This is a genomic window from Nitratireductor arenosus, assembly GCF_009742725.1.
In the GTDB taxonomy this organism is placed as follows: domain Bacteria; phylum Pseudomonadota; class Alphaproteobacteria; order Rhizobiales; family Rhizobiaceae; genus Mangrovimarina; species Mangrovimarina arenosa.
In genome coordinates this window covers 523,383-548,081 of sequence record NZ_WPHG01000003.1, presented here as the reverse complement: position 1 = coordinate 548,081, position 24,699 = coordinate 523,383, and the positions used below count along the sequence as shown (strand labels likewise).

The window sequence follows — 24,699 nt, the reverse complement described above, 5'->3', positions numbered from 1 at the left end:
CTTGTGCGCGCCTGCGCGCCGGCCCTTTGCGGAGACGCGGGCAGCGCCCGACGGGTCTTTGCCGCTCCCTGGCTTGGCCTGGCTTGCAGGCATCTCCGCACGGGTTTCGTCCTCAATGTTTGGCCGCGTTCAGCATCGACCACACTTTCTGCGCCGTCGCCGGCATGGTCAGATCGTTGTTGCCGATCGCGTCGGTGATGGCGTTGATGACGGCCGGCGGCGATCCGATCGCACCGGCTTCGCCGCAGCCCTTGATGCCGAGCGGGTTGGACGGGCACGGCGTGTTCGAGGTCGAGATCTGGAACGAGGGCAGATCGTCGGCCCGCGGCATGCAATAGTCCATGTAGCTGGCGGTGATGAGCTGGCCGGTATCGTCGTAGTGACATCCTTCCAGCAACGCCTGGCCGACGCCTTGCGCAATCCCGCCATGGACCTGGCCTTCGACGATCATCGGGTTGATGATGTTGCCGAAATCGTCGGCCGCCACGAACTGCACGATATCGGTGTCACCGGTCTCCGGATCGACCTCGACCTCGCAGATGTAGCAGCCGGCCGGGAAGGTGAAGTTGGCCGGATCGTAGAAAGCGCCCTCCTTGAGGCCCGGCTCCATGCCCTCGGGCAGGTTGTGGGCCGTATAGGCGGCGAGCGCCATCTGGAACCAGGGTACCGTCTTGTCGGTTCCGGCCACTTTCAGTTCGCCGTTTTCGATGACGATGTCACCCTCGTCGGCCTCCATCAGATGGGCGGCGATCTTCTTGGCTTTGGCCTCGACCTTGTCGAGCGCCTTGACGATCGCCGACATGCCGACCGCGCCGGAGCGCGAGCCGTAGGTGCCCATGCCCATCTGCACCTTGTCGGTGTCGCCATGCACGATCGAGACGGAATCGAGCGGCACGCCGAAACGATCGGAAACAAGCTGGGAGAACGTCGTCTCGTGGCCCTGGCCGTGCGAGTGCGAACCGGTCAGCACCTCGATGGTGCCGACGCCGTTGACGCGCACCTCGGCCGATTCCCACAATCCAACGCCAGCGCCGAGCGAACCGACCGCGGCCGACGGCGCGATGCCGCAGGCCTCGATGTAGCAGCTCATGCCGATGCCACGCAGCTTGCCCGCCTTCTTCGCCTTGTCACGGCGCTTTTCGAAGCCGGCATAGTCGGCCGCCTTCATCGCCGCGTCGAGCGAGGTGGCGTAGTCGCCGGCGTCGTAATTCATGATCACCGGGGTCTGGTGGGGGAACTCGGTGATGAAATTCTTGCGCCGCAATTCGGGCGGGCTGATACCCAGTTCGCGCGCCGCCGTTTCGACGACGCGCTCCACCACGTAGGTCGCCTCGGGACGGCCGGCGCCGCGATAGGCGTCGACCGGCGCGGTGTTGGTGTAGACGGCCCGCACGTTGCAGTGGATAGCCGGGATATTGTACTGGCCCGACAGCAAGGTGGCGTAGAGATAGGTCGGCACCGAGGACGAAAACAACGACATATAGGCGCCGAAATTGGCGATCGTGTCGACCTTCATCGCCGTCATCTTGTTGTTGGCGTCGAAGGCGAGCTTGACCTCGGTGACATGGTCGCGGCCATGCGCGTCGGTCAGGAAGCTCTCCGTGCGGTCGGCCACCCATTTGACCGGCACGCCGGTGCGCTTGGATGCCCACAGGCACACGATCTCCTCGGGATAGATGAAGATCTTGGAGCCGAAACCGCCGCCGACGTCGGGCGCGATCACCCGGAGCTTGTTTTCCGGCGCGACATTGTAGAAGGCGCTCATCACCAGCCGGGCGACATGCGGGTTCTGAGACGTCGTCCAGCAGGTGTAATGATCCTCCGCCTTGTCGTAATGGCCGAGCGCGGCGCGCGGCTCCATCGCGTTCGGCACCAGCCGGTTGTTGACGATCTGCATGGTGGTGACATGGGCGGCGGTGGCGATCGCCTTGTCGGTCGCCTCGGCCTCGCCGATCTCCCAGTCGTAGATCAGATTGCCGGGCGCCTCGGGGTGCAGCTGCGGCGCGCCCTTTTTCAGCGCCGAAACGGCGTCGGTGACCGCCTTCTTTTCCTTGTAGGTGACCTCGACGGCCTCGGCGGCGTCGCGCGCCTGGCCCTTGGTTTCGGCAACGACGATCGCCACCGCGTCGCCGACGTAACGCACGCGGTCGACGGCAAGCGGCGACCAGGCGCCCATGTTCATCGGCGAGCCGTCCTTGGAATGGACCATCCAGCCGCAGATCAGATTGCCGATGCCGTCGGTCTTGAGTTCCTTGCCGACCAGCACGTCGATCACGCCCGGCATCTTCTTGGCGGCCTTGACGTCGATCTTCTTGATGTCGGCATGCGCGTGCGGCGAGCGCACGAACGCGGCATGCTTCATGCCCGGCACCACCATGTCGTCGACATAACGGCCGCCGCCGGTGATGAATCTCTTGTCTTCCTTGCGCGCCACCCGCGCGCCGATACCTTCAACACCCATCTTCACATCCTCCCGGAAATCTGGGGCTCACACCGCGTTGATCCCGCTTGCCGGCACGGCCGGGGCGCATCCGCCCGAGACTGCGACCCGCCTACGGCGTGGCCGCCACGTACCAGCCAAGCGGCCACGGCTCATGCCGCCTTCTTCGCCTTGCCCTTGCCCTTGGCCATCGTCTTCGACGCGGCCAGGATCGCCTTGACGATATTGTGGTAGCCGGTGCACCGGCAGATATTGCCCTCGAGTTCGGCGCGCACCGTGGCCTCGTCGAGATTGCCGGGGCCGTGGCGGGCGATCATGTCGGTCGCGGCCATGATCATGCCGGGCGTGCAGAACCCGCACTGGAGCCCGTGATGCTCGCGGAAAGCCGCCTGTACCGGGTGCAGATCGTTGCCTTCGGCCAGCCCCTCGATCGTGGTGATCCGGCTGCCGGCCGCCTGGGCGGCCAGCATCGAGCAGCTCTTGACGGCCTTGCCGTCGACATGGACCACGCAGGCGCCGCACTGCGAGGTATCGCAGCCGACATGCGTGCCCGTCAGGCCGAGATGCTCGCGCAGGAAATGGACCAGCAGCGTTCGGCCCTCGACCGTCGCGGACACCTCGCGACCGTTCACACTCATCGAAACGTCAGACATCGATCCTCCTCCAATGCGCTTCGTTTTGAAATCCGCGCGATCTGAAATGCAGACAGGCTGATGCGGAGATTAACGCAGCGGCATCGAGAGTCCATTGGCACAGCCTTGTTTTTCCGGTGCGCGCCATCGGAATTTGGTCGCATGGGTCCACGGGCGGCAACGGCGCGCGACGTCGGCCCGCCACCGGCAACACCCCATGGCGCGCGCACCATGGCCCAGATCGGATTTGTCGCCACAGAACGCTTGAAATCGGCCTTCATTGCCGATATCACCCGCACACTGAACCGTCGGCTCCACCAGGTGCCGGCACGGGCCGCTTTAGCTCAGTTGGTAGAGCACATCATTCGTAATGATGGGGTCGCGTGTTCGAGTCACGCAAGCGGCACCACCCCACGTTCTGAGAAAGTTCCCTTCCTCTATTCCTTGAGAGCCCAGCGGCCCCGTTCGGTAGCCTCTGGGGCGGCCAGTTTGCCTACCTGCCTGAGTTTCATCGCCGCCCAGCGCATGTCGTACTGCCATGTGAAGAACAGATCACCGGATGACCGCAGGTCTTTCTCGTGATAATCTCATATATGGCTGGCGATCTGGACAATCTTCGCGTCACCTCCGAGGTCGTTCAGCGCGCTCAAAATCCACGGCATCAAATCGCTACGAGTCACTGTCATATTTGTCAGTGCTCCGTATCGCGCGGTGGATTAGGGTCGTTACCCGGCGCGATGGTGTCTTTGCTACGAATTCTTCCATCGACGCCTTTGGTCGTCAGTTCACCGCCACCTTGATTCTTGAGCATGTCACGCGCGGCGTCTTCCGCCTCACGTTGCGTTCGGTGGACGCTGGACGCTCGGTCCGCGTCATTCCGCTTGTTCGCCCAGTTTCCGTCATTGCGGCGATACACCATGCGATCTCTGTCTTTGGTCATTGGCTCGTCTCCACAACTCGGAACGTATCATGAACATCGTACGATTCGCTGCTAATGTGGAGTCGGCCCTATTGGGCGTCTGCGATGGCTTCCATGGCTCGACCAAATAAGGCCGACGGATCGACATCGAGTGCACGCGCAAGTGCTGCAAACTCCACTACATCCAGCCGCCGCTCACCGCCTTCGACTTTCGCGACATATGACTGCGGCTTGCCGAGCCTCTCCGCCAAGTCCTGCTGTGTGAGTCCGCAATTCTTTCGCGCCTCGACGAGGATGCGAACGAATGCAGCGTACTCGGGCGTGTGAAGACTTCGGGTCATGGCTCCCGCCTTTGGGAGCGTGACTGGTAATCCTAGTTTCGGATTATCCCATTATGGGTTATTAGAGTTCTGCTGAGTTAGCGGGGATGATCAACCGTGGACCACTACAACTTCTGGCAGGATTTCTTCGACACATACCAGTCGCTCTCGGACTGGTTGAAATTCGCATGGTTGGTCGTGCCACCCGCCTTTCTGCTCGGGTTCGTGGCACTGGCCATGCGCTATCGTCTAGCCGGCAAACGAGCCGCCGACACAGAGACCGGGAACCTTGCCTATACCGTCTTCGCCGATGAGAACGGAGGACTGCGAATCTACACCCACGACGGCGCGGAAGCGCTGGCCACTGCGCGGTCGGACATGGCCGTTTTGCCCCTGCCCCTCCCCAAAAGCCGCCGCCATTGCCAAACCACGCTCCTCGGACGTCTGAGACGGTTCTGAGGGCCTGCAAAAGCCCGGCGGGTGCCGTGCCCGCCGGGCTTATTGGTTTTGACGGGTTATGCGGGTTTGCCGGGCACGCGCGGTGGCCGCAAACCCGGCAAACCCATCCAAACCCTGTTCAGGCGGGTAGGCCGCACGACCCGGCTTCAGAAGGGCGATCCGCGATCAGTCCGCTCCGCGCGTGCGGCGGCGCTGACATCCCTAACGCGAGTGAGACAGCCGGTGAGAAATCGGACGCAGGAGAACCTTGAAGTGCCGCTGTGCGTCGTCGTCACCAGGAACGTGGAAGCGCGTTATCGCGGATTTCTTGGTTCCGCGATGCTGGAACTGGCCTCCGGTGTATACGCCCACCCGCGGATGAGCGCGGGCGTCCGGGACCGGTTATGGTCCGTGCTTCAAGACTGGCATAGCCAACTCGCGCGAGGCTCGCTGGTCATGTGCTTTGCCGATACGGCAGCAGCCGGAGCGATGGGGCTGCGGACCCTCGGCGAGCCGCCGAAGACGGTGGTCGAGCATGAAGGCGTGCTTCTGGTTCGGCGCGCCCTGTCCGCGACTGGAAAAACTGCGGATGACGACGATCCGGCTCTTTGACAATTGAATAAAGTCAGATAGTTAACTGTCAGAGGCTCCCTCGCACCGCGGGGATCGACCCCACGTTGCAAGTTAATCACGCCTTCTGGCTTGCTGCCGGTTTCGTGGACACAGAGATAAGGTGTTGTTGACGAATCCGGAATTTGTGAGGGCTGAGGCGGTAATTCAGCCGCAAGTACAAGCTTGAGGCGGTGAGGCTATTCAGTCCATGAATTCGGGGGAACCGCACAGCATGTCCATAATGGGTGTCCTCACAAGCTGACGTTCCAGGGCCTGCCGCTCGGTTCCAGCGGATGGCTCACCGAATTGGCAACGACAATGGGGAGATCTGGAGAGACGTTCGAGATGCGCGATCCTTGGCGGAGACGCTGTCTTCCCTTCTGGCCTGCCCCGCGAAGATGCGATCGAGCGCGCCCAGATGGTCCAGCGTCAGCACTCGGCGATCCTTGACGACCTGCCGGCCGTCGATGAACACGTCTCTAATCGCCCGGTCGGCCGCCGAGAAGAGCAGCGAGCGCCAGTGATCACTCAACGGCTGCATCAATGGTTCAGCCAGGTCCACCGGGGCAAAGTCGGCCTTAATGTCATCCCACCCGAGGGCTCGCGCGCCGCTGGTGGTCGCGGCGTCGAACAAATTGCGCGCGGGCGCCGCGCTCGCACCCCTGGCCGCTACCTCGCGCCAGGATTGACGCGGTACGCATCTCTTCCAGGAAACTGTGCGGAAATATGTCCGTTCCGAACGTAACGTTGACGCCACTCTCCCGGTATTCTGCAAGGTAATGCCGCGCCGGGAAAAAAGCCGTCGGGCAATGCGCTACGGGGCCTTGCTGTGCTCGAGCCTGGTAAGATCATCCATGGACGACCAATGCAGCCATAAACGGTGGTCCAGGAAGACGGCCTGCCCGATGACGGTCGATGGGCCAAGCAGCCCAGCCGCTCCAGCCAACCGATGAGCATCTTGCCGGTTCGGCGCAGTATCTCCATGAACTCGTTCACGCTTTGCGCGGCGTGTGTCTGCAGCGGGACTTGCCGTTGTCGCGCGGCTGGCATCGATGCGACCGGAAGTTCCTGCGTTCGCAGTTAAGCCGCTTTGGTTCCATCAGTGCTGACGCCGGACACAACGGGCCAATGAAGTGGAAACCGTAGTCGTCGTCGAGCACGATATCGTCGGGATGTGGGAGGATCAGCCCGGTGTCTCAGGGGACCCTTTTGGATGAAAATTACCCCTCAAACGAGGTCCTTGTTCCACGAAAAATCATAGCGAATGATGTGTTCGATCGCGGCGTTCACGTTCTCATACGGCCTAGATCAAGGGGTAATTGTGGGTGTCCGGATGCTTCGAAGCTTACATCGAAAACGCGTTCGACCGAGCGCCCGATTGAAAGCAGCCGCTTATCCTGTCCGACACTCGTGTAAAGCGTAATGCCGAAGCGGGAGCCATCGGCGAGCGCAGCAACCTGCAGGGACAGGGCTGGGGCGCCGGCCTTGCCCGTCAGTTTGGCCGCCACGCCCATCGGCGCGACCAGCACGTCGGCGCCTGCCGCGGCAAGCGCGGCGTCGATCCCTTCAGTCGTCGTCAGCCGAATGTCAGTCAGCCTGTCGGCGCGGTAGACGGGATCCTCGAGGCCGGCGGTTGCCTCGGCGGCGAGCAGCAGCGACTGCCCATAAGGGATCGCGTCCGGATGCGCCTCATTCCAGGCGATGATGTCGGCGAGCGAGGCCATGCCGCAGGGATCGCCATGTTCGCGCAGGAATTCGCCGATCGCCAGCTTGAATTCGGTGCGAAAGACCGACGAGCGCATGGAGGCCAGCTCGCGCGCGCTTGGAATGTCGCAGGGATCGACGATGCGGGCGCCCGTCTTCGCCAGAGTACGCAGCACTTCTTCGAACAGGCGCTGCATCGGGGCGTCCCCGATCGTGTCGGCCATGGCGACGCGCGGAACGCCGATCGTGACATGGCGCAGGTCGGCCGCGTCGGGCATCTCCAGCGCGGGCAGGCCGCGTATAAAGGTGACGCTGTCGCGCGCGTCCGGTCCCGACATCATGGCGGCGACGAGGATGGCGTCCTCCACCGTACGGGCGAACGGACCAATTGTGTCCTGGCTCGGCACCAGTGGCGCGACGCCGGCGCGGCTGACGAGCCCGACGGTCGGCTTGTAGCCGACGATTCCAGCGACGGAGGCCGGCGTCTGGATGGAATTCTGCGATTCGCCGCCAATGGCGACGGGCGCGAAAGCGGCTGCCACCGACGCGGCTGAGCCGATGCTCGACCCTTGGCCGCGGCCAAAACGGGGGCCGCGCGGGTTGCGCACGACGCCGCCGGCGCCGCTGAACTCGGACGGCATGACCTCGGACGTATAGTCGGCGAACTCGGTCATGTTGGTCTTGCCGAGCACGACAGCACCGGCATGCTTCAGCCGGGCGACGACCGTGGCCTCGCGGCGCGGCACGAAGTCCGCCAGCGCCCTGGCGCCTATGGTGGCAGCCATGCCGTCGGCGGTCGTCACGTTATCCTTCAGCAGAACCGGCACGCCGAGTAGAAGCAGACCATCCGTGTTGCCCGACGCAATACGCCGGTCAACCGCGTCTGCCTCTTCGAGCGCACGCGGTGCGAGCTCGCGAACCGCATTGAGGCCATCTTCGCCACCGTTTCTCGTCGCGATGCGCGCAAGATACCATTCAACCGCCTCGCGTGCCGACAAGTGCTTCTGACGGTAGGCTCGTGTCAGCTCGCCCACGGATCCGCTGGCAAGGATCTGCTCGATGTCCATGTCGAGAACTCCATGTCGATGAGTTGGCGACGCCGGTGCATGCCGGCAGTCGAACCCGCGCGGGTCGCGGGAGCCGGCCCGGGAGGACGGGCCGGCTCGGACGGGTCAAAGCTGTGGAAGCCCTCTTGCGACCCGTCCCAATTCGCAGGCTAACCGATAAAGGCGCAGCCCTGGTCGGTGACCGCCTTCCTCGCGCTGTCCATGCCGGGGAACTCGCCCTTGGTCAGGAGAGGACCCCATTCGACATGTTTGCCGTGCAACTCGGTCACCCTGCCGGCAACGCAGGCCGCATCGGCCGCCTGCACGCAGGCGACGCCATTGGTGTCGGCAACGACGATGCTGCCGGGGAACACCACCACTCCACCGCAGGCGATCGGTACGTTCACCTCACCCGGCGCATCCGCCAGGCAGGCGTTCGGCACCACCCCACGTGCGAATATGGGGAAACCCGACTGGGCGATCTCATCGGCGTCGCGAACGTAGCCGTCGACCACCATCGCCACGACGCCGCGCTTGTTCATGCCTTGGGCGAGCAGCCCGCCGAACATGGCGAAGTCAGAACTGCCGCGGGTCGAGACGACAAGCACGTCGCCCTCGCGAAGCTGCGCCATTGCCATCTTCAGCATGTTCACACCCCCGAGCGGCAGCGAGACGGTGACGGCCGTACCGGCGACGCGGCCCGGCATATTGCCGATGCGGTGGAGACCCCGCATCGTCGCCGCCTGGCGGGTGACGTCGGCGATGTCGGCGGTGTCGCATTCGCCGAGCCTGTTCACCAGAGCGGCAGGCGCTCGCTCGATGTTCTCGTAGACCCTGAAACCGATACTCATGCCGTTCACCGAACCTTCGCTGTGCCGAAATCGAAATTTTGGTCGGGGCGTGGGTTCCAGTCGATCTTCCTGGACACGCCGTAGCTGTCGACAAGCTGGTAGAGAGGTACCCAATAGGCCTTGTCGACGATAACGTGCTTCTCGATCTCGGCATAGGTTTTCTGCCGGAAAGCCTCGTCGGTGGTCAGGTTCGCGGCGACGCCGAGTTCGTCGAGCTGCGTGTCGCCGATACTCAGGTACCCGCCGTAGCGTGCCATCGACGAGAAGTAGGCGCGCGACACCAGGAAGCTGGAATCTGCATACATCGGCGCATAATTCTGCAGATTCATGCCGGCCGAGTCGCCGGCGCCATATTTCTGCGCCATGATGCTCTGGGCCGCGCCGTCCAGATTGGCGGTGATGCCGACGGCGGCAAGTTGGGCCTGCACCGCCTGCGCAACATAGGGCTCCATCACGGTGCCGTCCTGCGTGAAGTGCAGGTCTATAGTAATGCCGTCGGCGAAGCCGGCCTCGGCGAGCAGCGCCTTAGCCTTCTCGGGATCGTGGGGAATGCCTTCGAAGGAAGCTTCGTAGCCGATCTCGCCAGGCAGGTAGATGCCCTTTAGCGGCACAGCGTCTTGACCGAGCAGTGAGTCCACGATGGCGCCTCGGTCGATTGCATGCGCGATGGCCTGCCGTACCCTGACGTCGTCGGTCGGCTTGTGCTTCGCGCTGACGAAGAAGAAGACGCGCCGCTGGCTGGGGATACGCTTCACCTCCGCGTCGGGCAGCGCCTCGACGAGCGGGGTGAGCGAAGGCGACAGGTCGGCCACGACGTCGGCGCTGCCGGCCTGCAGTTCGGCCACGCGCGTCACGTCGTCGGGGATGCTGCGGTAGACGATTTTTTGAACTTTCGGCTTGTCGCCCCAGTAGTCCGGATTGGCTTTCAGGGTGATCGCGACCCCCTTCTGCCAGCTATCCAGCACGTAGGGGCCGGTACCGATCGGCGCGTTGCCGAAACCCTGCGTCTTGACCTGCGTGAAATATGCAGGCGGGTAGACGTAGAGGAAGGAGAGCTGCGCCGGCACGGTCGGCAGATTGGGCACCTTGGTGACGACATCGAAGGTAAGGTCGTCCACGACCTTGATCTCCAAGTCGCCGACGAGCGGCGGGCCGGAACGTTTGTTCTCCATGTAAACGTCTTTGGTGAACCGCACGGCTTCCGCCGTCAGTGGCTCGCCATTGGTGAACTTCACGCCCGCACGCAGGTGGAAGCGCCAAGTGTGCTCGTCGACCTGCTCCCACTTTTCGGCGAGGCTCGGCTGCAACTTGTAGTCCTTACCGTCCCACACATATTTAGTGATCGACTCGACGATCTCCGAGCTGATGCGCAGCGACGGACGCACTGACTCGAAGTCAGGCTCGAGCATATTGACGACCGCCGCTTGAACGACGTTCAGTGTTCGATCATCTTGGGCAAGTACATCGTCGGTCGAGATTGCTACCGACAAGAAAGAAGCGGATACCGTTACGGCTAGAGCTAAGAGAAATGATTTTCTGCGCATAGATTCAACCTCCCCGGCGAAGTTACGAGCGTAGCTGTCTGTGGGTCTCAGCTCAGACGGCTTTTGTCTGAAATTCGCTTGTCCGAGGTGATGATACGGAGGTCGATCCGATTTCCTTCATATGAATTCAAGCTGGCAGTTATATCAAAAACAGTCTGCATCCGGTGCTGGGTAACATTAGCGGCCGCGTTGCAGGCGCGAGACCATCACGAGCGCAGTTGTCAGCGAGCATGAAATCGCTGTGGCGAGCGCCAGGCTCCAGCCATAGCTAAAGGCAGGCAGCAAAAGCGCGAAACCAGCCGAGAACACCGCCAAACCCGATGCTCCCTTGAGCGCCGCATTGAGCGTGCCAATGGCGTTGGCGGCGCCGAGTTTCTCGTGAAGCGTGACGGCAAGCACGCCAAAGCCGATCGGAAAGGCGAGGAAAATTCCCGAGAATTCCGGCCCGATTCGGCTCGACGCTGTCGTGACCACCGCGACCAGCAGGCCCGCGACCCCACCGCGCAGCAGCAAGGCGGACCAGCCGAGCGACGGCCTGGCCGGCGCGGTACCAATGGTAAGGCGCGAGCCGATGTGGATAGCGACCGCAGTCACGAGGCAGAACACCAGAAAGCCGGCCACCGGCGCCGGCGGCAAACGGCTGACTGAGACCGCTACGGTCGTCCACGCGATGCTGGCGCAAGTCAATGACGGCATTACACCGAATCTTCGAGCACTGATCATGTATGTGAGGATGAAGACCTGCGTGCCGCAGAGTGACCAGAGCGAATGGGCCGCCGCATTGCCGACGAAGGCGGGCGTTGCGTGCAGCGAGAGGAAATAGAAGCCAGGACCGATTACCACCGGCAGGCCGGACAGCGATCCGCCGACGAGCGGGCCGAAGCGATTGACCGCCCAGGTGACGGCAATCACGACCGCCGCCGTGGCGACGACGCGAAAGGCGAGCTCAAACAGGGAAAGCGCGGCGAGTTCCTGCACAACTGTCCTCTATGAAGGCGGAAGGAGCGGACAGCGAATCAATGCGCCCCGTTTCGGCGTTGCGTCTCTACGCCATTTCGCTGCTATCTTCGAGATGCGCCCCGGCTGCCAGTTGCCGTGGCGAGCATCGTTTGGTTCGGCGCGGGGCAGGTAGGATGGATCTCAGGCAGCTTGGATATTTCGTGAGGGTCGTGGAACTAGGCAGCCTAACGCGCGCAGCGACGGTCCTGCGTGTTGCGCAACCCGCGCTCGGCGTCCAGATCAAGAAGCTGGAAGTGGAGTTCGGCGCGCCGCTGCTTACACGCCATTCGCGCGGAGTCGAGCCCACCGACGTTGGCGCACTGCTGTTTGAGCAAGCCAAGACGCTGTTAGCCAATGCGGACGCGATCAAGAACAAGATCAACGACTATAAGGGCCCGCCACGCGGCCACGTTTCACTCGGCCTGCCACCCATCGTGCATTCCGTTCCGATAGAGTTGATCGAGCGTTGCACGGCGCAATATCCGGAAATATCACTAACGATCGTGGAGGAGTTCTCTTCCTTTCTCGTCGAATGGATTGAGGACGGACGGCTCGACATGGCCTGCGCCTACGTCGATTCGATTCCGCGCGACATGGGCGGCGAGCGCCTGCTTCGCGAGGACTTCCTGTTCGTCGGCGCGCCCGGCATGATGGGAAACAATACGAGCGACATCTCATTCGACGAAATGGTGAAGTACCCGCTTATCCTGCCAGGCAAGGAGAACAGCTTGCGCAGGCTGCTGCACGACGCGGCATTGCGCAACGCCGTCTCACTCCATGTACCGCTGCAGGTGCGATCGCAGCCGCTCGTCAACGAGCTCGTGGAGCGCTCCTTCGGCTACACGATCCTACCCTATATGGCGGCGCGGCTGAAAATGCAGGAGGGCCGGTTCGTTGCCCGGCGGATCGTCAACCCGGTGGTGTCGACCGAGCTCCGGCTGATCTACCGGGAGCGGCGCACCTTCTCAAAGGCAGAGAGCGCCGTCCGCAATATCGTAATTAACGCTTTCAAGGACGAAATCGCCCGCTCGATCGCCGCAGGCAGCGGCTTCCTGCGGTACTAAGGTTCGCAGGGCCAACGCGTCCAGCAATGGGAGCTATACCGTTTATATATGACGGAACGTTGGCGATCGCCGCTATCCTGCACAGGATGAACCGTCGCCTGTACCGTGCGCGGACACGACACAACGCGCCGCGCCGAAGGCTTTCGACAAGTTCCGACGCGGGTCAATGCAGAATGCATGGATGGCAATATCGTGAACCTAAGAAGTAAATTTCCGATGCGCGAGAACAAGTTGCGCAAAGTGCTGGCCGAGAAGCATATCACGGTGGGAGCCTTCATGGACTTCCCGTCCGCCGATCTGGTGGAGTTCACGGCATGGGTCGGTTTCGATTGGATTCTCATCGACGCTGAACATGTCGGGATCAGCGTCGAGACATGCTACAACCTCGTGCGCGCGGCCGACGCCGCCGGCATCGCCTCGATCGTGCGCGTGCCCGACATCAGCGCGGAGACGATCCTGGCCTATGCCGATAGCGGAGTGGACGGTGTGATCGGACCGCACGTGCGCGACGCGGCCGATGCGCGGGCCCTCGTCGCCGCGCTCCGCTTCGCGCCGCTCGGCGTCCGCGGGGCCTCAGCCGGCTCGCGCGCCGCCAATTTCGGCATCACCCAAAGCCCGCGCGATTATTTCGGCGCGGTCGAGACGCATCCTGTGGCAATGGCGCTGTTGGAAGATATCGAGGCCTACGACGGCGACCTTGAGGCGACCGGCCAGGTCGAGGGCCTGGACGTGTTCTGCCTCGGCAAGATGGACCTGTCGATCTCCGCCGGCGTGCCGGGCGACCTCGGCCACGAAGCCGTGCAGTCACGCCTTCACAAGGCGGCCGACGTGGCACAGCGGCACGGCAAGGTTCTCAACGAGGCGGTCGGGGACCGGGCGTCGATCGAGCGCGCTGTCCGGCTCGGCTCGCGCATGTTGATGGGCTCGGTGCAGAGCCTGATCGGCCAGGCGGGACAGTCCTTCATCGAGACGGTCGCGGACGTAGGCAAGGCGAAGTATCCGTGAAACAGCCGTACGGCATCGACCGGGACGAAGTGCTCGCGCTGGAGGATCTCTCCGTCGGGTTCGTCCACGGCGGGACCAGTACTGTGCTCGCCCACGTGTCGCTGTCGATTCGCCGGGGCGAGACGCTCGGTCTGGTGGGCGAATCGGGCTGTGGCAAGTCCACGCTCGGCCGCGCCGTGATGCGGCTTTTGCCATCGAACGCGGCTGTCGATGGGGAAATCCGGCTGCTCGGCCGCGACGTGCGCGCTATGGACGATCGAGAGATCCGGCGTTTGCGCGGTGGCTCCGTCGCCATGATCTTCCAGAACCCGATGTCGGCGCTAAACCCGGTGCTTACCATTGGTCGGCAGATCACCGAGGCCCTAGAGACTCACACCGGCCTGCGCGGCCGCGCGGCGACGGCGCGCGCCGTCGAGCTTCTTCATCTCGTCGGAATTGGCCGACCAGTCGACCGCGTCCACGATTATCCCCACCAGCTCTCCGGCGGTATGCGGCAGCGGGCAATGATCGCGATGGCCGTCAGCTGCGACCCGAAGCTACTGATCGCCGACGAACCCACCACCGCGCTAGACGTAACGGTGCAGACGCAAATCCTCGACCTGCTGGCGGCGCTGCAGGAAAAACTGTCGATGGCGATATTGTTCATCAGCCACGATATGGCGGCTGTGGCAAGCGTGGCCGACCGCGTTGCGGTGATGTATGCGGGCCGCATCGTCGAGCAGGGCCAAGCGACGGCGCTGCTGCTCGATCCCGCCCATCCTTACACATCCGGTCTGCTCAATTCGGTGCCAAGTGTTGACGGGGCAAAACTCGCGCGGCTGCAGGCGATCCCCGGCAACGTCTCCGCCGGATCGGCGGAAGCTGCGGGTTGCTCGTTCCATCCCCGCTGCCGCTTCGCGGTGACGGGCTGCGATGCAGAGGCGCCGCCGCTGGCCGACATCGGCGACGGCCGGGCGTCGCGCTGCTGGCTGGCGACCGAAGACTGGAGGCCTGACGCCGCTGCGCGGGGCCTGGCGACATGATATCGGGCGGTATTACGCGCTACCAATCGCGGTCCCAGGCCGGTCGGTCAATGACGGATGCATCCCCGCTGGTCAGCGTCAGCGATCTCAGCGTCGAGTTCGGTGGCGGACGGCGAGCCTTCCGCGCGGTGGACGGGGTCTCGTTCGAGCTGATGCGCGGTGAGACGCTCGGCGTCATCGGGGAGTCAGGCTGCGGCAAGAGCACCCTGGTTCGCGCGGTGCTGCAGCTACTACGGCCGGCCGGTGGGTCGGTGCTCTTCAAAGGGCGCGAGTTGACGCGCCTTGGCGGACGCGAGTTGCGCCGGATGCGCCACCAGATGCAGATGATCTTCCAGGATCCGCGCTCCAGCCTCGACCCGCGCTGGTCGGTAGGCAAGACTCTGCGCGAGCCGCTCGCCGTGCACGGCATTGCTTCGGGCCGGGAGGCAGACCGGCTCGTCGACGAGATGCTGGAAGCGGTAGCTCTGCCAAGCTCGGCCGGAACACGCTATCCACACGAGTTCTCGGGCGGTCAGCTCCAGCGCATCGCGATCGCCCGCGCCTTGGTGGTCAAGCCGGAACTCGTCGTTTGCGACGAGCCGACCGCCAGTCTCGACGTGTCCGTGCAGGCGCAGGTCGTCAACCTGCTTTCGGAGTTACAGGAGCGGTTCGGCCTGACCTACATCTTCATCTCGCATGATTTGGCAATCGTACGTCACCTCGCCCACCGCGTCATGATCATGTATTTCGGTCGCGTAGCTGAAATCCTGCCGAGTGAAGACATCGCTCCGGCCGCCCGGCATCCCTACACGCGAACGCTGCTTTCGGCAGTGCGTGACCCGGCCAGCGCGATCCAACGCCGGGCGCGAACGCTCGATATCGCCCCGGCCGAGGCCTTGGAGCTTCCGCTGCTGCAGCCCGACGGATGTTACTACCAAATGCGATGCGCCCACGCCGAGGCGCGGTGCCGCTCCGTAACGCCGACGCTCGATGAGGTCGAGGCAAGTCACTCCGTTGCCTGTCACCGCTGGCGTTCGCTTGCGCAGGGAACGGCCGCATGATCCGCTTCATTGCCCTCCGCATTGCCGCTGCCTTCGTCGTCCTGTTCGTCGTCGCATCCGCGACCTTCTTTGTCCTCAACCTTACGGGTGATCCCGTCACGGCCGTGCTGCAGGGCACCGGCGCCTCGCAGGAGGAAATCGCCGCTCTGAAGGTGGAACTCGGCTACGACCGACCAATCATCGTGCGCTACGGCGAGTTCATCTGGTCCGTTGCGCATGGCGATTTCGGGGTATCGATCCGCTACGGCCAGCCGTCAATCGACATGGTGATGGAGAGGTTGCCATATACGCTGATTCTGGGTGGCACGGCGATCGCCATCGTGGTCGTCCTCGGCTTGCCGATCGGCATTTTGGCGGCCTTGTTCAGGGGCGGCTGGTTCGACCGGGTCTTCTCCGCCGCGACGGGCCTCGCCCAATCGGTGCCGCACTTCGTCGTCGGCCCTCTGCTCATCCTGTTCTTTGCTGTGCTGCTGGGATGGCTGCCCGTCTCCGGCGGCGCGTCATCGTCGTCGATCATCCTGCCGGCGCTGACGCTGGCGCTCTACCCGCTGGCGCTGGTATCCCGCGTATTGCGGGCGAGCATGCTGGAGACGATCGAACAGGACTACGTGCTGACCGCCGAGTCTAAGGGCTTGTCGAAACCGGTGATCGTCCTGCGCCACATGGCGCGCAACGCGCTGCTGCCTGTGCTGACCGTGATCGCGCTGCAGATAATTGCCATGATCGGCGGCACGATCGTGGTGGAATCGATCTTCAGCTGGCCGGGACTCGGGAGCTTCGCGCGCGACACGCTATTGGCCAGCGACTTCCCGCTTGCCCAGACAATCATCATTTTCGTAGCGGCAGCGGTGGTAACGATCAACCTTGTTGTCGACATCGTCTACGCGCTGGTCGATCCGCGCATCCGGCTGAAGTGAGGACAACGATGATAAGCGTGTCCGACCCCCGCGCAGAAGCACCCGCGACCGAGCAATCGGCTAGGCTGCGCCGCGCGCTCGCGAAATCCCCGCCTTCGGTCCGCGCAGCATTCGCGGCGGTAGCCCTCGTCGTGCTGGTCGCCGCGCTCGGACCGCTGTTGACGCGCGATCCGACGGCGCAGGACCTGCTGGCGGTTTTACGACCCCCATTTGCTACCGGCAGCGCCGGAACTTACTTGCTTGGCACCGACCAGCTCGGCCGCGACCTGCTCGCGCGACTGGTCAGCGGCATGCGTACCTCCTTCGTCATCACCTTTTCCGCCGTCTTGGTCGGCGGGCTCGTGGGGACGGCGATCGGGCTGGCCAGCGGTTATCTCGGCGGGCGGGTCGACAATCTCCTGATGCGTATAGTCGACATCCAGCTCGCCGTGCCGGGCGTGCTGCTCGTGCTGACGCTGGCGGCGGTGCTGCGGCCGGGAGTCGGCACCACGATCTGCGTGCTCTCGCTCATCGTCTGGGTCATCTACGCGCGCGTGGCGCGTGCGCAGGTGCTGTCGCTGCGCGAGACCGATCTAGTCATGGCTGCGCGCGCGACCGGCTGCTCAAATGCCCGTATCCTGCTCTACCATGTGCTGCCCAACATAGCCGGCTCGATCTGGGTCATCACCACGCTCGAATTCGCGCATGTGATGATCGCCGAGGCCGCGCTCGGTTATCTCGGCCTTGGCGTGCCACCGCCAGCGCCGACGCTGGGCGCGATGATATCGGAAGGCCAGCGCTACCTGCAGCTTGGCAAATGGTGGCTGGTGGTCATGCCGGGCGTCATCGTGTCGCTGACGATCATCTCGATCAACGCGATCGGCAACTGGCTGCGCGACATCCACGACCCGCGTTCGCGCGGCCGCCCCGGCTAGAGCCGTTCATCTTTAAATGGAAGCGATTTGATGGAATGGAATTTTCGTTCCGGCAAGGAGAAGCCCGCGGCGCGATGTGACTATCGGGCAAGGGCTTCAACATGGGCCGGGGCAGAAAAGCCGTACAAGCCGGTAGAACTACGTGCTTTTGACGTCGCCGATCAAACCGCAATCGCCCGACCTTGGTTTTTCGCGCGACTTTTTCCCACATCCGGAGGATAGAATATGGGCAACTACCTGCCGCTCATGAACTGGCGCCAAGCCAGGGACTTCGCCGCCAACGACGCCGTGGCCATCGTGCCGATCGGCACGGTCGAGGCGAATGGCCCACAATTGCCGCTCGGCTACGACGCGCTGGTCTCGGAGGCGCTGGCCAGGGAGGCGGCGGAACGGACCAACGACGTCTGGCTGCCGCCCGTCTTCTACGGCGTGTCGGAAGCTATCGACGCTTTCCCCGGTACGATCAGCGTTTCGCCGGCATTCCTGGCGCAGCAGATCGAGGGCATTCTCGATGGGTTAGAGCGGTCCGGCTTCGGCAAGATCCTGCTGATTACTTATCATGGACCGAACCAGGCACCGGCAGAGATCGCCGGGCGCAACTTTCGTCGCCGGACCGGGCGGCTCATTACCTCGATCAACCCCGCCCGGATCGCCCGCGACCTCGGCGGCGATCTGTTCCGCCCGGAAGAGTTCGGACACGGCTCGGAGCCCAGCGCGTCGCTGATGATGCACCTGCACCCAGGCTCCGTCTCGGATGGCGGCCCGAGCGATCCGGCCAAGGGGACCGTGCTCGGCCTGCCGGTTAGCACGCCCAACAGCGGTGTTTTCGGCGGGAGCGAGGTGGATATGTTCCTGCAGCTCGAGGAGGTTTCGCCGACCTCGGGATGGGGCAATTCTACCGGCGCCTCGAAGGAGCGCGGCGCCGAGCTGTTCTCGCGCATGCTCGACTACACCGTCGCCTTCCTGAAGCATTTGCACGGTCAGGAAACGCGTGTCGCGCCGCCACAGATCATCGGGTGACACAGGCGCTGATGGGAAACTGAGCTATTCCCCGATCGTTGGACAGGATCTGGCGATATTTAAGCTACTCGTTGCACCTGCTGATCGGGTTGGTTGAAATCATTTCTCTGCCAATAGACCAACGCCGGTGGCTTGCCGCCCAGGGCTGCGTGAGGGCGCTCGTCGTTGTAAAAGGTCATCCATTTCCGGATGGCCGCCTTCGTCTCCGATCCTGTCTCCCAGGCGTTGAGGTAGACGCACTCGTATTTTGGGGTTCGCGAGACTGTCGGATATTTTGTGCTTGAGGCCTGTTGCGAAAGTGCCGGATCGTGTTCTCGTCGGGCGTCGGCGCGCCGAGATCGAAACCGAGGAACCGCATCCAGGAGAGCTGGTCGCTGATCATGAACTCCATGTGCGCGTCACTGAGATTGTGCTGCGTCTGCAGAATCAGCGCCTTGAACATCGACACCGGGTCGAACGGCGGCCGACCGCCTTTGGAACCGTGGCCATAGCCGAGCCCCTCAACCAGCCAGCTACGGAAATACTCGAAATCCACCGTCGCTTCAAACGTCTCCAGCGGATCGCCGGTCTTGCTCAAACGCTCCAGGTGCTCGGACAGACCAAAACGAGACCGCTGCTCCACCGCCCTGCCTCCACATCACGACAGGCAAAGTGAATCACGAAATCCGAAAGAGCGCGAGGTTCTTGCGGATGCCATCAAGATGGATGTCGCCGCCTGTCATCGCGGGAAAACTGCTTCGAGCTCGCGGTGTCGGCGATGGTGCGCAACCTGGCGTGGCCCGACCTGTCGTTGTCCTGACTGACGCGCGCGATCGGCATTTCCGAACGGCAATCGCAGCGCAATTTTCTCGGCCGCGGCACCGGTTTCATTCAGCTTCTGCGCGAAAAGCGGCTGGCGATGGCGGCCGCACGCCCTGTCATTCCCGCACCGCCGCCCGGCCGATGACCGTCACCGACGTGGCGCTGCGCTCCGGCTTCGACGACATTTCCAGTTTCAACCGGTCCTTTAAGGGTCGTTGCGGCGGCTCGCCCGGCAACTATGCCGGGCTGCAGGCTTGGGACCGAAACCCGCGGGACGGCGCCAAGGCCGATCAGCGCCGGCTCAGATTGACCAGGACGACGCCGCCCAGCGCCAGCAATCCACCGGCCATACCGGCCGCGGACGGCAGTTCTCCCAGCCATACATACCCCATGACGGTGGCCACCGCCGGCACCGTGTAGAGATAGTTCGAGGCGCGCGCGGCCGGCAGGCGCGACAATGCGACCGCCCAACTCGCATAGGCGACCAGGCTCGGCACCAGCCCGAGATAGACCGCCGCGGCCAGGCTTTGCGTCGTGGCGTCGCCGGCTTGGCCGATGGCGTTTGGCAGGAAGGGCGCGAGCACCAGGGCGCCGATCACCATGTTCCAGGCGGCGACAGTGAGCGGGCGATGGGTCGAAAAAAGCGGCTTCTGCACGATCGTGGTCGTGGCCGCGGCAAAGGCCGCGCCGAGGATCAGCAGCGCGCCGGTATCAAGCCGCAGGCCCTCGCCCTCACCGAATGCGATCAAGCCGATGCCGGCAAAGGAGACGGCTGTGCCAATCCAGGCCACGATCGGAAACCGCTCGCCGAGCACGAAGACGGCGAAGGCGGCGGTGATGATCGGGCTGACATTGATGATGAAACTCGCCGCGCCGGCCGACACGGTCATTTCGCCGACGTTCAAAAACAGCGTATAGAGGCCGACAAACACGATGCCGCCATAGGCGAAACGCCAGCCCTCGCCGCGCGCCGGCGCGGGCGGGCGCATGATCAGCAGATAGAGCGCGGCCGGAACCGCGGCGATGGCGAAGCGGAGCGCACCGAGTTCGGCCGGCCCGAAGCCCTGCAGGCCGGCGCGGATCGCCGGAAAGGCCGAGGCCCAGCCGATGATGGTCACGCCGACGGCGATCAGCGCGCCCATATCCAGTCGAGTCCGATCCTGTGAAAAGTCGATTGCGGTTGTCATGGCTTTGTCTCCGTCGCGTCGAGGCGTTGGAGCCAATAAAGGATTGAACGAGCTCGTTGACAAACGAAAGGATCGAGGGTCAGCTGTGAGCATGGGTCACAGCTCGCGAGACCTCCCACCGCTCGATACCCTGCGCGCCTTCGAGGCTGCGGCGCGCACTGGCAGCTTCTCCGGAGCAGCGGAAGCGCTCAACATCACCCATGGCGCGATCAGCCGCCAGATCGCCAAGCTGGAGGACTGGCTTGGGCTGAAGGTGTTCGAACGTGGCGCGCGCGGCGTCGAACTGACGCTGGAGGGCCAGCGGCTTTTCCTGCGTACGTCGGAAGCCTTCGCGCTGATCGCCGACAACACCGACCGCTGGACGGAACCGCGCGGCGCGATGGTGGTGCGGCTTGCCTCGATCCCGTCGCTTTCTAGCCTGTGGCTGATCCCGCGGTTGAAAGAACTGGAGAGCGGGCCGCCGCCGCTGCGCATCCTGCTCGAGGTCGACATCCGCCAGACCGATCTGGAGGACGAAGGCATCGACCTGTCGGTGCGCTGTGGCCGCGGCGGCATTCCCGGTCGCGTGTCAGTCAAGCTGTTCGAGGAGCGTATCTTTCCGATCGCTCGGCCCGACATCGCCGCTGAACTCGGGTCGGGCGACCCGGAACGGCTGCTGCAATATCCGTTGATCCACGATTCCGATGCATCCGGCTGGCGCGCCTGGCTGGCGATGCACGGTATCGACTACCGGCCGCGCGCCCACGACCGCCGCTTCGAGGACTACAATCTGGTACTCGCCGCCGCCGCCTACGGGCTCGGCATCGCGCTCGCCCGGCCACCGCTCGCCGGACCCGTGATCACGAGCGGGCGCATCGCCCAGATCGATGCGCGCACCGTGTTGAACCCGGTTTCCTACTGGATGGACCGCCCGGTTGGCGAGCCGCGTCCGGCAGCGGCCGAACTGGCGCGGCGGATCGCCGCCTGCGCCGAACTCGATTCCGCAAAGGTCGAGCAATTCCTGAAGGAAGGCCGGTAGCCGCCCCTCATGACAGGAAAGACTCCCGGCTAGAGATCGACCGTCACCAACGGCCCTGCACCACGGGCAAGCTCGACCACCCTGGCCGCGCCGGCGAGATCCTGCAGCGCGACGCCGGTGCCGTCGAACAGCGTGATGTCGTCAGCGGACTGGCGGCCCGGGCGCGTGCCGGTAACGACCGCGCCGATCTCGCCGATATCCTCGCGCGAGATCAGGCCGGCGGCGACCGCATGCTGGCATTCGCCGATCGAGGCCGACTGCGCGACCTCGTCGGTGAACACGCGCGCGGCGGCGACCAGCGCCGGATCGAGCTCCTGCTTGCCCTTGGTGTCGGTACCCATTGCCGCGATATGCGTGCCCGGCCGCACATGGCAGCGCTTCAGGATCGGCGCAAAGCTGGACGTAATGGTAACGATGACGTCGGCCTCCGCCCCGAGGCGGTCGAGTTCGACGGCCTCGAACGGCACGCCTTCTTCCGCGGCCACCCCGGCGAGCCGATCGAGCATTTCGGGATGCAGGTTCCAGGCGACGATTCTTTCGAAATCGCGCTGGGCGAGCGCGGCGCGCATCTGGAAACCGGCCTGGTGGCCGGCGCCGACCATGCCGAGCACCCGCGCGTCGGGGCGCGCCAGATGGCGGATCGAGATCGCGCTGGCGGCGGCGGTGCGCATCGCCGTCAGGTGATTGCCCGACACGATCGCTGTCGGCCGGCCGGTGTCGGCATCGAACAACAACACCGCCGACTGGTGGTTGGTGAGGCCCTTTTGCGCATTGCCGGGCCAATAGCCGCCCGCCTTGAGGCCGAGCGCGAGACCGGCCCGGTCGAAGCCCGACTTGATGCCGTAGACGGCGTCGGCATGGCCGATCATGTCGCGCACGACGGGAAAATTGACCGCCTCGCGCCGGCTCATGGCGGCGAACACGGCTTCCACCGCCTCGAACGCGGCCTCGGCCGTGAACAGTTTTTCGACCAGGTGCTCGGGAATGACGATCATGGGCGGGTCCACTCTCCTGTCCAGGGAAAAATCCGCCCGGCGCGCGTCCCCTTGCGCGCGCCGGGCGAAGGCATTCGCGATGCTCATCGCGGCGGCTACAGGCACATGCCGCGCGCCGTGACCGGCCAAAGCGCTTCCACGCGGCCGTTGCGAATGCCGACATACCAGTCGTGGACATTGACGGTGGGATCGCAATGTCCGGGAACGAGCTTCAGCTTGTCGCCAAGGCGGAGCTTGTTGTCGGGATCGGAGATCACCCCGTGTTCATCGGAGGCGCCGATATAGGTGACGTCGTCGCGGCCGAAGATCACCGGCAGGCCGCTGTCGACGCTCTGCGCCTTCAGGCCGGCGTCGCAGATGGCGCGGTCGGTCTTGGTCTTCGACATCACGGTCGTGTAGATGAACAAAGCGTTGTCGAACTCGCCGATGAAGCCGCCCTTGTCGTCCTTCACGCGCTGGTAATCGGCGTCCATGAAGATGTAGGAGCCGCATTGCAGCTCGTTGTAGACGCCGCTGTCACCCTCGAAATAATAGCTGCCGGTGCCCGCACCCGCGATGATATCGCAGGTGAGCCCCTCGGCCTTGAGCAGTTCGACCGTGTCGCGCACCATGCCGACCGCCTTGTCGATCAGCCCCCTGCGATCCTCGAAATCGTGCACATGCTGGGCCTTGCCCTGATAAGCCTGCAGGCCGGCGAATTTGAGCCCCGGCGCGGCGTCGATCTTCCTGGCAAGCGCGACGGCATCGGCGCCCGGGCGAACACCGCAGCGGCCGGCGCCGACATCCATCTCGACCAGGCATTCGATGGTGACGCCGTATTTTTGCGCCGCCGCCGACAGATCGTCGACATTGCCGAGATCGTCGACGCAGACCAGCACCCGCGCCCTGGTCGCCAGGGCGGCCAGCCGCTCGATCTTCTTCGGCGTCACGACCTGGTTCGACACCAGCACGTCGCGCACGCCGGCCGAGACCAGCGCCTCGGCCTCGCTCACCTTCTGGCAGCACACGCCGACGGCTCCGCCGCGCTCGACCTGGATGATGGCGATGTCGGAGGATTTATGCGTCTTGGCGTGGGCGCGGTGGCGCAGACCGTGCTTCTTCATGAAACCGGCCATGGTGTCGATGTTGCGGTCGAAGGCGTCGAGATCGACCAGCAGGCACGGCGTGTCGACCTCCTCGACCGGCATGCCGACCGACGCGGGAATATTAATGGTCATCAAAGTCTCCTCGAAAACAAAAAAGCAGGGTCAGGCGCGCGCGATCCAGGGCAGCTTGTCGAGATCGACATTGCCGCCGGTCAGGATGACGCCGACGCGCCGGCCGGCGAACAGGCCGGGATTTTTCAGGACGGCCGCCACCGCAACCGCACTCGACGGCTCGATGACGATCTTCATGCGCTGCCAGACCAGGCGCATGGCGGCGACGATCTCCTCCTCGCTGACCAGCAGGATGTCGGAGACATAGGTCGACACGAAGTGGAAGGTGCGCTCTCGCAGTGACACTTTGAGCCCGTCGGCGACGGTCTGCGGAGCGTCGTCCTCGATGATGCGGCCGGCCTTGAAGGAGCGGAACGCATCGTCGGCGTTCTTGGGTTCGGCGGCGAAAATTTTGGTCGTCGGCGCGAGGCTGGCGAGCGTCAGACAGGTGCCGGAGATCATGCCGCCGCCGCCGATCGGCGCGACCACGGCATCGAGCTCGCCCGCCTCGTCGAGCAGTTCGCGCGCGCAGGTGCCCTGCCCGGCGATAACGCGGTGGTCGTTATAGGGGTGGACGAATTCCGCCCCGGTGCGTTCGACCAGCGCCTCCAGCGTGCGCTCGCGCGCTTCCGTGCTCGGCGCGCAGGTGATCACTTCGCCGCCATAACCGCACACGGCGTCCATCTTCGCTTTCGGGGCGGTCTCCGGCATGACGACGGTCGCCTTGATGCCGCGTCGACCGGCCGCGTAGGTGAGCGACAAAGCGTGGTTGCCGGAGGAATGGGTGGCCACGCCGCGCCTGGCGTCTGCCTCGGACAGGCCGAAGACCGCGTTGCAGGCGCCGCGCACCTTGAAGGCGCCGGCTTTCTGGAAGTTCTCGCACTTGAAGAACAGCTCGGCGCCAGACAGCCCGTTCAGATAGGAGCTGGTGAGCACCGGCGTGCGGTGGATATAAGGCGCAATACGCTCATGCGCGGCGCAGACGTCATTGTAGGTGGGGATATACATGCTCGTC

24 protein-coding genes, 1 tRNA gene and 1 pseudogene are annotated in these 24,699 nt (G+C 64.1%); 11 read left to right on the top strand and 15 right to left on the bottom strand.

What is annotated here, in order from left to right:
• Positions 1–112: 112 nt before the first annotated feature.
• A complete protein-coding gene (locus GN330_RS14600; RefSeq protein ID WP_156713406.1) occupies positions 113–2,461 on the bottom strand; it encodes a xanthine dehydrogenase family protein molybdopterin-binding subunit in 2,349 nt (782 codons plus the stop codon).
• Positions 2,462–2,592: 131 nt separating this feature from the next.
• Positions 2,593–3,093, bottom strand: coding sequence for a (2Fe-2S)-binding protein (locus GN330_RS14595; protein WP_156713405.1), 501 nt, complete (start codon positions 3,091–3,093; stop codon positions 2,593–2,595).
• A 312-nt stretch (positions 3,094–3,405) separates the two neighbouring features.
• On the opposite strand from GN330_RS14595, the gene GN330_RS14590 reads away from it, so the two are divergent.
• Positions 3,406–3,481: transfer RNA gene (locus tag GN330_RS14590), tRNA-Thr, on the top strand.
• A gap of 282 nt (positions 3,482–3,763) precedes the next feature.
• On the opposite strand, the gene GN330_RS14585 is transcribed toward GN330_RS14590, so the two are convergent.
• Together GN330_RS14585 and GN330_RS14580 are read right to left on the bottom strand one after the other, a co-directional pair.
• The gene (locus GN330_RS14585; protein WP_156713404.1) at positions 3,764–4,012 is read right to left on the bottom strand and encodes a DUF2188 domain-containing protein; all 249 of its coding nucleotides are present in this window, start codon (positions 4,010–4,012) and stop codon (positions 3,764–3,766) included.
• Between the two features lie 68 nt (positions 4,013–4,080).
• Positions 4,081–4,332, bottom strand: a complete 252-nt coding sequence (locus GN330_RS14580) for a helix-turn-helix domain-containing protein (RefSeq protein WP_156713403.1) — start codon at positions 4,330–4,332, stop codon at positions 4,081–4,083.
• A 96-nt stretch (positions 4,333–4,428) separates the two neighbouring features.
• Between GN330_RS14580 and GN330_RS14575 the strand changes: the two genes are divergently transcribed.
• Both GN330_RS14575 and cas2e read left to right on the top strand, forming a co-directional pair.
• Positions 4,429–4,770 (top strand): hypothetical protein, encoded by a 342-nt coding sequence (locus GN330_RS14575; protein ID WP_156713402.1) that lies wholly within the window; start codon positions 4,429–4,431, stop codon positions 4,768–4,770.
• A gap of 222 nt (positions 4,771–4,992) precedes the next feature.
• Positions 4,993–5,361: a type I-E CRISPR-associated endoribonuclease Cas2e gene (gene cas2e, locus GN330_RS23990; protein ID WP_197435177.1), complete on the top strand. Its 369-nt coding sequence runs from the start codon at positions 4,993–4,995 to the stop codon at positions 5,359–5,361.
• Positions 5,362–5,659: 298 nt separating this feature from the next.
• Here cas2e and GN330_RS14565 read toward each other — a convergent pair whose 3' ends face one another.
• From GN330_RS14565 to GN330_RS14545, 5 genes are all read right to left on the bottom strand, one after another.
• Entirely contained in the window at positions 5,660–5,995 is a 336-nt protein-coding gene (locus tag GN330_RS14565; RefSeq protein WP_156713401.1) for an amidohydrolase family protein, read from the bottom strand.
• A 652-nt stretch (positions 5,996–6,647) separates the two neighbouring features.
• Positions 6,648–8,132, bottom strand: a complete 1,485-nt coding sequence (locus GN330_RS14560; RefSeq protein ID WP_156713400.1) for an amidase family protein — start codon at positions 8,130–8,132, stop codon at positions 6,648–6,650.
• 149 nt (positions 8,133–8,281) lie between these two features.
• The gene (locus GN330_RS14555) at positions 8,282–8,962 is read right to left on the bottom strand and encodes an RraA family protein (RefSeq protein ID WP_156713399.1); all 681 of its coding nucleotides are present in this window, start codon (positions 8,960–8,962) and stop codon (positions 8,282–8,284) included.
• A 5-nt stretch (positions 8,963–8,967) separates the two neighbouring features.
• Complete coding sequence (locus GN330_RS14550; RefSeq protein WP_156713398.1) at positions 8,968–10,506, bottom strand: ABC transporter substrate-binding protein; 1,539 nt, start codon at positions 10,504–10,506, stop codon at positions 8,968–8,970.
• Positions 10,507–10,683: 177 nt separating this feature from the next.
• Positions 10,684–11,484, bottom strand: coding sequence for a hypothetical protein (locus GN330_RS14545; RefSeq protein ID WP_156713397.1), 801 nt, complete (start codon positions 11,482–11,484; stop codon positions 10,684–10,686).
• A gap of 155 nt (positions 11,485–11,639) precedes the next feature.
• On the opposite strand from GN330_RS14545, the gene GN330_RS14540 reads away from it, so the two are divergent.
• The 7 genes from GN330_RS14540 (at position 11,640) to GN330_RS14510 (ending at position 18,487) form a co-directional block, all read left to right on the top strand.
• On the top strand, positions 11,640–12,569 hold the full coding sequence (locus GN330_RS14540) for a LysR family transcriptional regulator (protein WP_197435176.1): 930 nt from the start codon (positions 11,640–11,642) through the stop codon (positions 12,567–12,569).
• A 216-nt stretch (positions 12,570–12,785) separates the two neighbouring features.
• Complete coding sequence (locus GN330_RS14535) at positions 12,786–13,574, top strand: HpcH/HpaI aldolase family protein (protein WP_197435175.1); 789 nt, start codon at positions 12,786–12,788, stop codon at positions 13,572–13,574.
• On the top strand, positions 13,571–14,596 hold the full coding sequence (locus GN330_RS14530) for an ABC transporter ATP-binding protein (RefSeq protein WP_343040691.1): 1,026 nt from the start codon (positions 13,571–13,573) through the stop codon (positions 14,594–14,596). Before GN330_RS14535 ends, GN330_RS14530 begins: the two co-directional genes overlap by 4 nt.
• 50 nt (positions 14,597–14,646) lie before the next feature.
• Positions 14,647–15,636, top strand: coding sequence for an ABC transporter ATP-binding protein (locus GN330_RS14525; protein ID WP_156713394.1), 990 nt, complete (start codon positions 14,647–14,649; stop codon positions 15,634–15,636).
• Positions 15,633–16,553 (top strand): ABC transporter permease, encoded by a 921-nt coding sequence (locus GN330_RS14520; protein WP_156713393.1) that lies wholly within the window; start codon positions 15,633–15,635, stop codon positions 16,551–16,553. Before GN330_RS14525 ends, GN330_RS14520 begins: the two co-directional genes overlap by 4 nt.
• Positions 16,554–16,570: 17 nt before the next feature.
• Positions 16,571–17,467, top strand: coding sequence for an ABC transporter permease subunit (locus tag GN330_RS23820; protein WP_197435174.1), 897 nt, complete (start codon positions 16,571–16,573; stop codon positions 17,465–17,467).
• 225 nt (positions 17,468–17,692) lie between these two features.
• Positions 17,693–18,487 carry a creatininase family protein gene (locus GN330_RS14510; protein ID WP_156713391.1) on the top strand — a complete coding sequence of 265 codons (795 nt, stop codon included), beginning with the start codon at positions 17,693–17,695 and terminating at the stop codon, positions 18,485–18,487.
• Positions 18,488–18,546: 59 nt separating this feature from the next.
• On the opposite strand, the gene GN330_RS24225 is transcribed toward GN330_RS14510, so the two are convergent.
• The 3 genes and pseudogenes from GN330_RS24225 to GN330_RS14495 all read right to left on the bottom strand — a co-directional run bounded on the left by GN330_RS24225 (position 18,547) and on the right by GN330_RS14495 (position 20,475).
• Positions 18,547–18,849 (bottom strand): integrase core domain-containing protein, encoded by a 303-nt coding sequence (locus GN330_RS24225; protein WP_156713772.1) that lies wholly within the window; start codon positions 18,847–18,849, stop codon positions 18,547–18,549.
• A pseudogene (locus GN330_RS24220) lies at positions 18,786–19,109 on the bottom strand (transposase); the annotation flags it as partial. The gene GN330_RS24225 and the pseudogene GN330_RS24220, both read right to left, overlap by 64 nt.
• A gap of 469 nt (positions 19,110–19,578) precedes the next feature.
• Positions 19,579–20,475 carry a DMT family transporter gene (locus GN330_RS14495; RefSeq protein ID WP_156713390.1) on the bottom strand — a complete coding sequence of 299 codons (897 nt, stop codon included), beginning with the start codon at positions 20,473–20,475 and terminating at the stop codon, positions 19,579–19,581.
• Between the two features lie 91 nt (positions 20,476–20,566).
• On the opposite strand from GN330_RS14495, the gene GN330_RS14490 reads away from it, so the two are divergent.
• Positions 20,567–21,493 carry a LysR family transcriptional regulator gene (locus GN330_RS14490; protein ID WP_156713389.1) on the top strand — a complete coding sequence of 309 codons (927 nt, stop codon included), beginning with the start codon at positions 20,567–20,569 and terminating at the stop codon, positions 21,491–21,493.
• Between the two features lie 29 nt (positions 21,494–21,522).
• Here GN330_RS14490 and bhcD read toward each other — a convergent pair whose 3' ends face one another.
• The 3 genes from bhcD to bhcB all read right to left on the bottom strand — a co-directional run bounded on the left by bhcD (position 21,523) and on the right by bhcB (position 24,692).
• A complete protein-coding gene (bhcD, locus tag GN330_RS14485) occupies positions 21,523–22,488 on the bottom strand; it encodes an iminosuccinate reductase BhcD (RefSeq protein ID WP_156713771.1) in 966 nt (321 codons plus the stop codon).
• A 95-nt stretch (positions 22,489–22,583) separates the two neighbouring features.
• Positions 22,584–23,705 carry a DSD1 family PLP-dependent enzyme gene (locus tag GN330_RS14480; RefSeq protein ID WP_156713388.1) on the bottom strand — a complete coding sequence of 374 codons (1,122 nt, stop codon included), beginning with the start codon at positions 23,703–23,705 and terminating at the stop codon, positions 22,584–22,586.
• A 30-nt stretch (positions 23,706–23,735) separates the two neighbouring features.
• A complete protein-coding gene (gene bhcB / locus GN330_RS14475; protein ID WP_156713387.1) occupies positions 23,736–24,692 on the bottom strand; it encodes a beta-hydroxyaspartate dehydratase BhcB in 957 nt (318 codons plus the stop codon).
• Positions 24,693–24,699 lie beyond the last annotated feature (7 nt).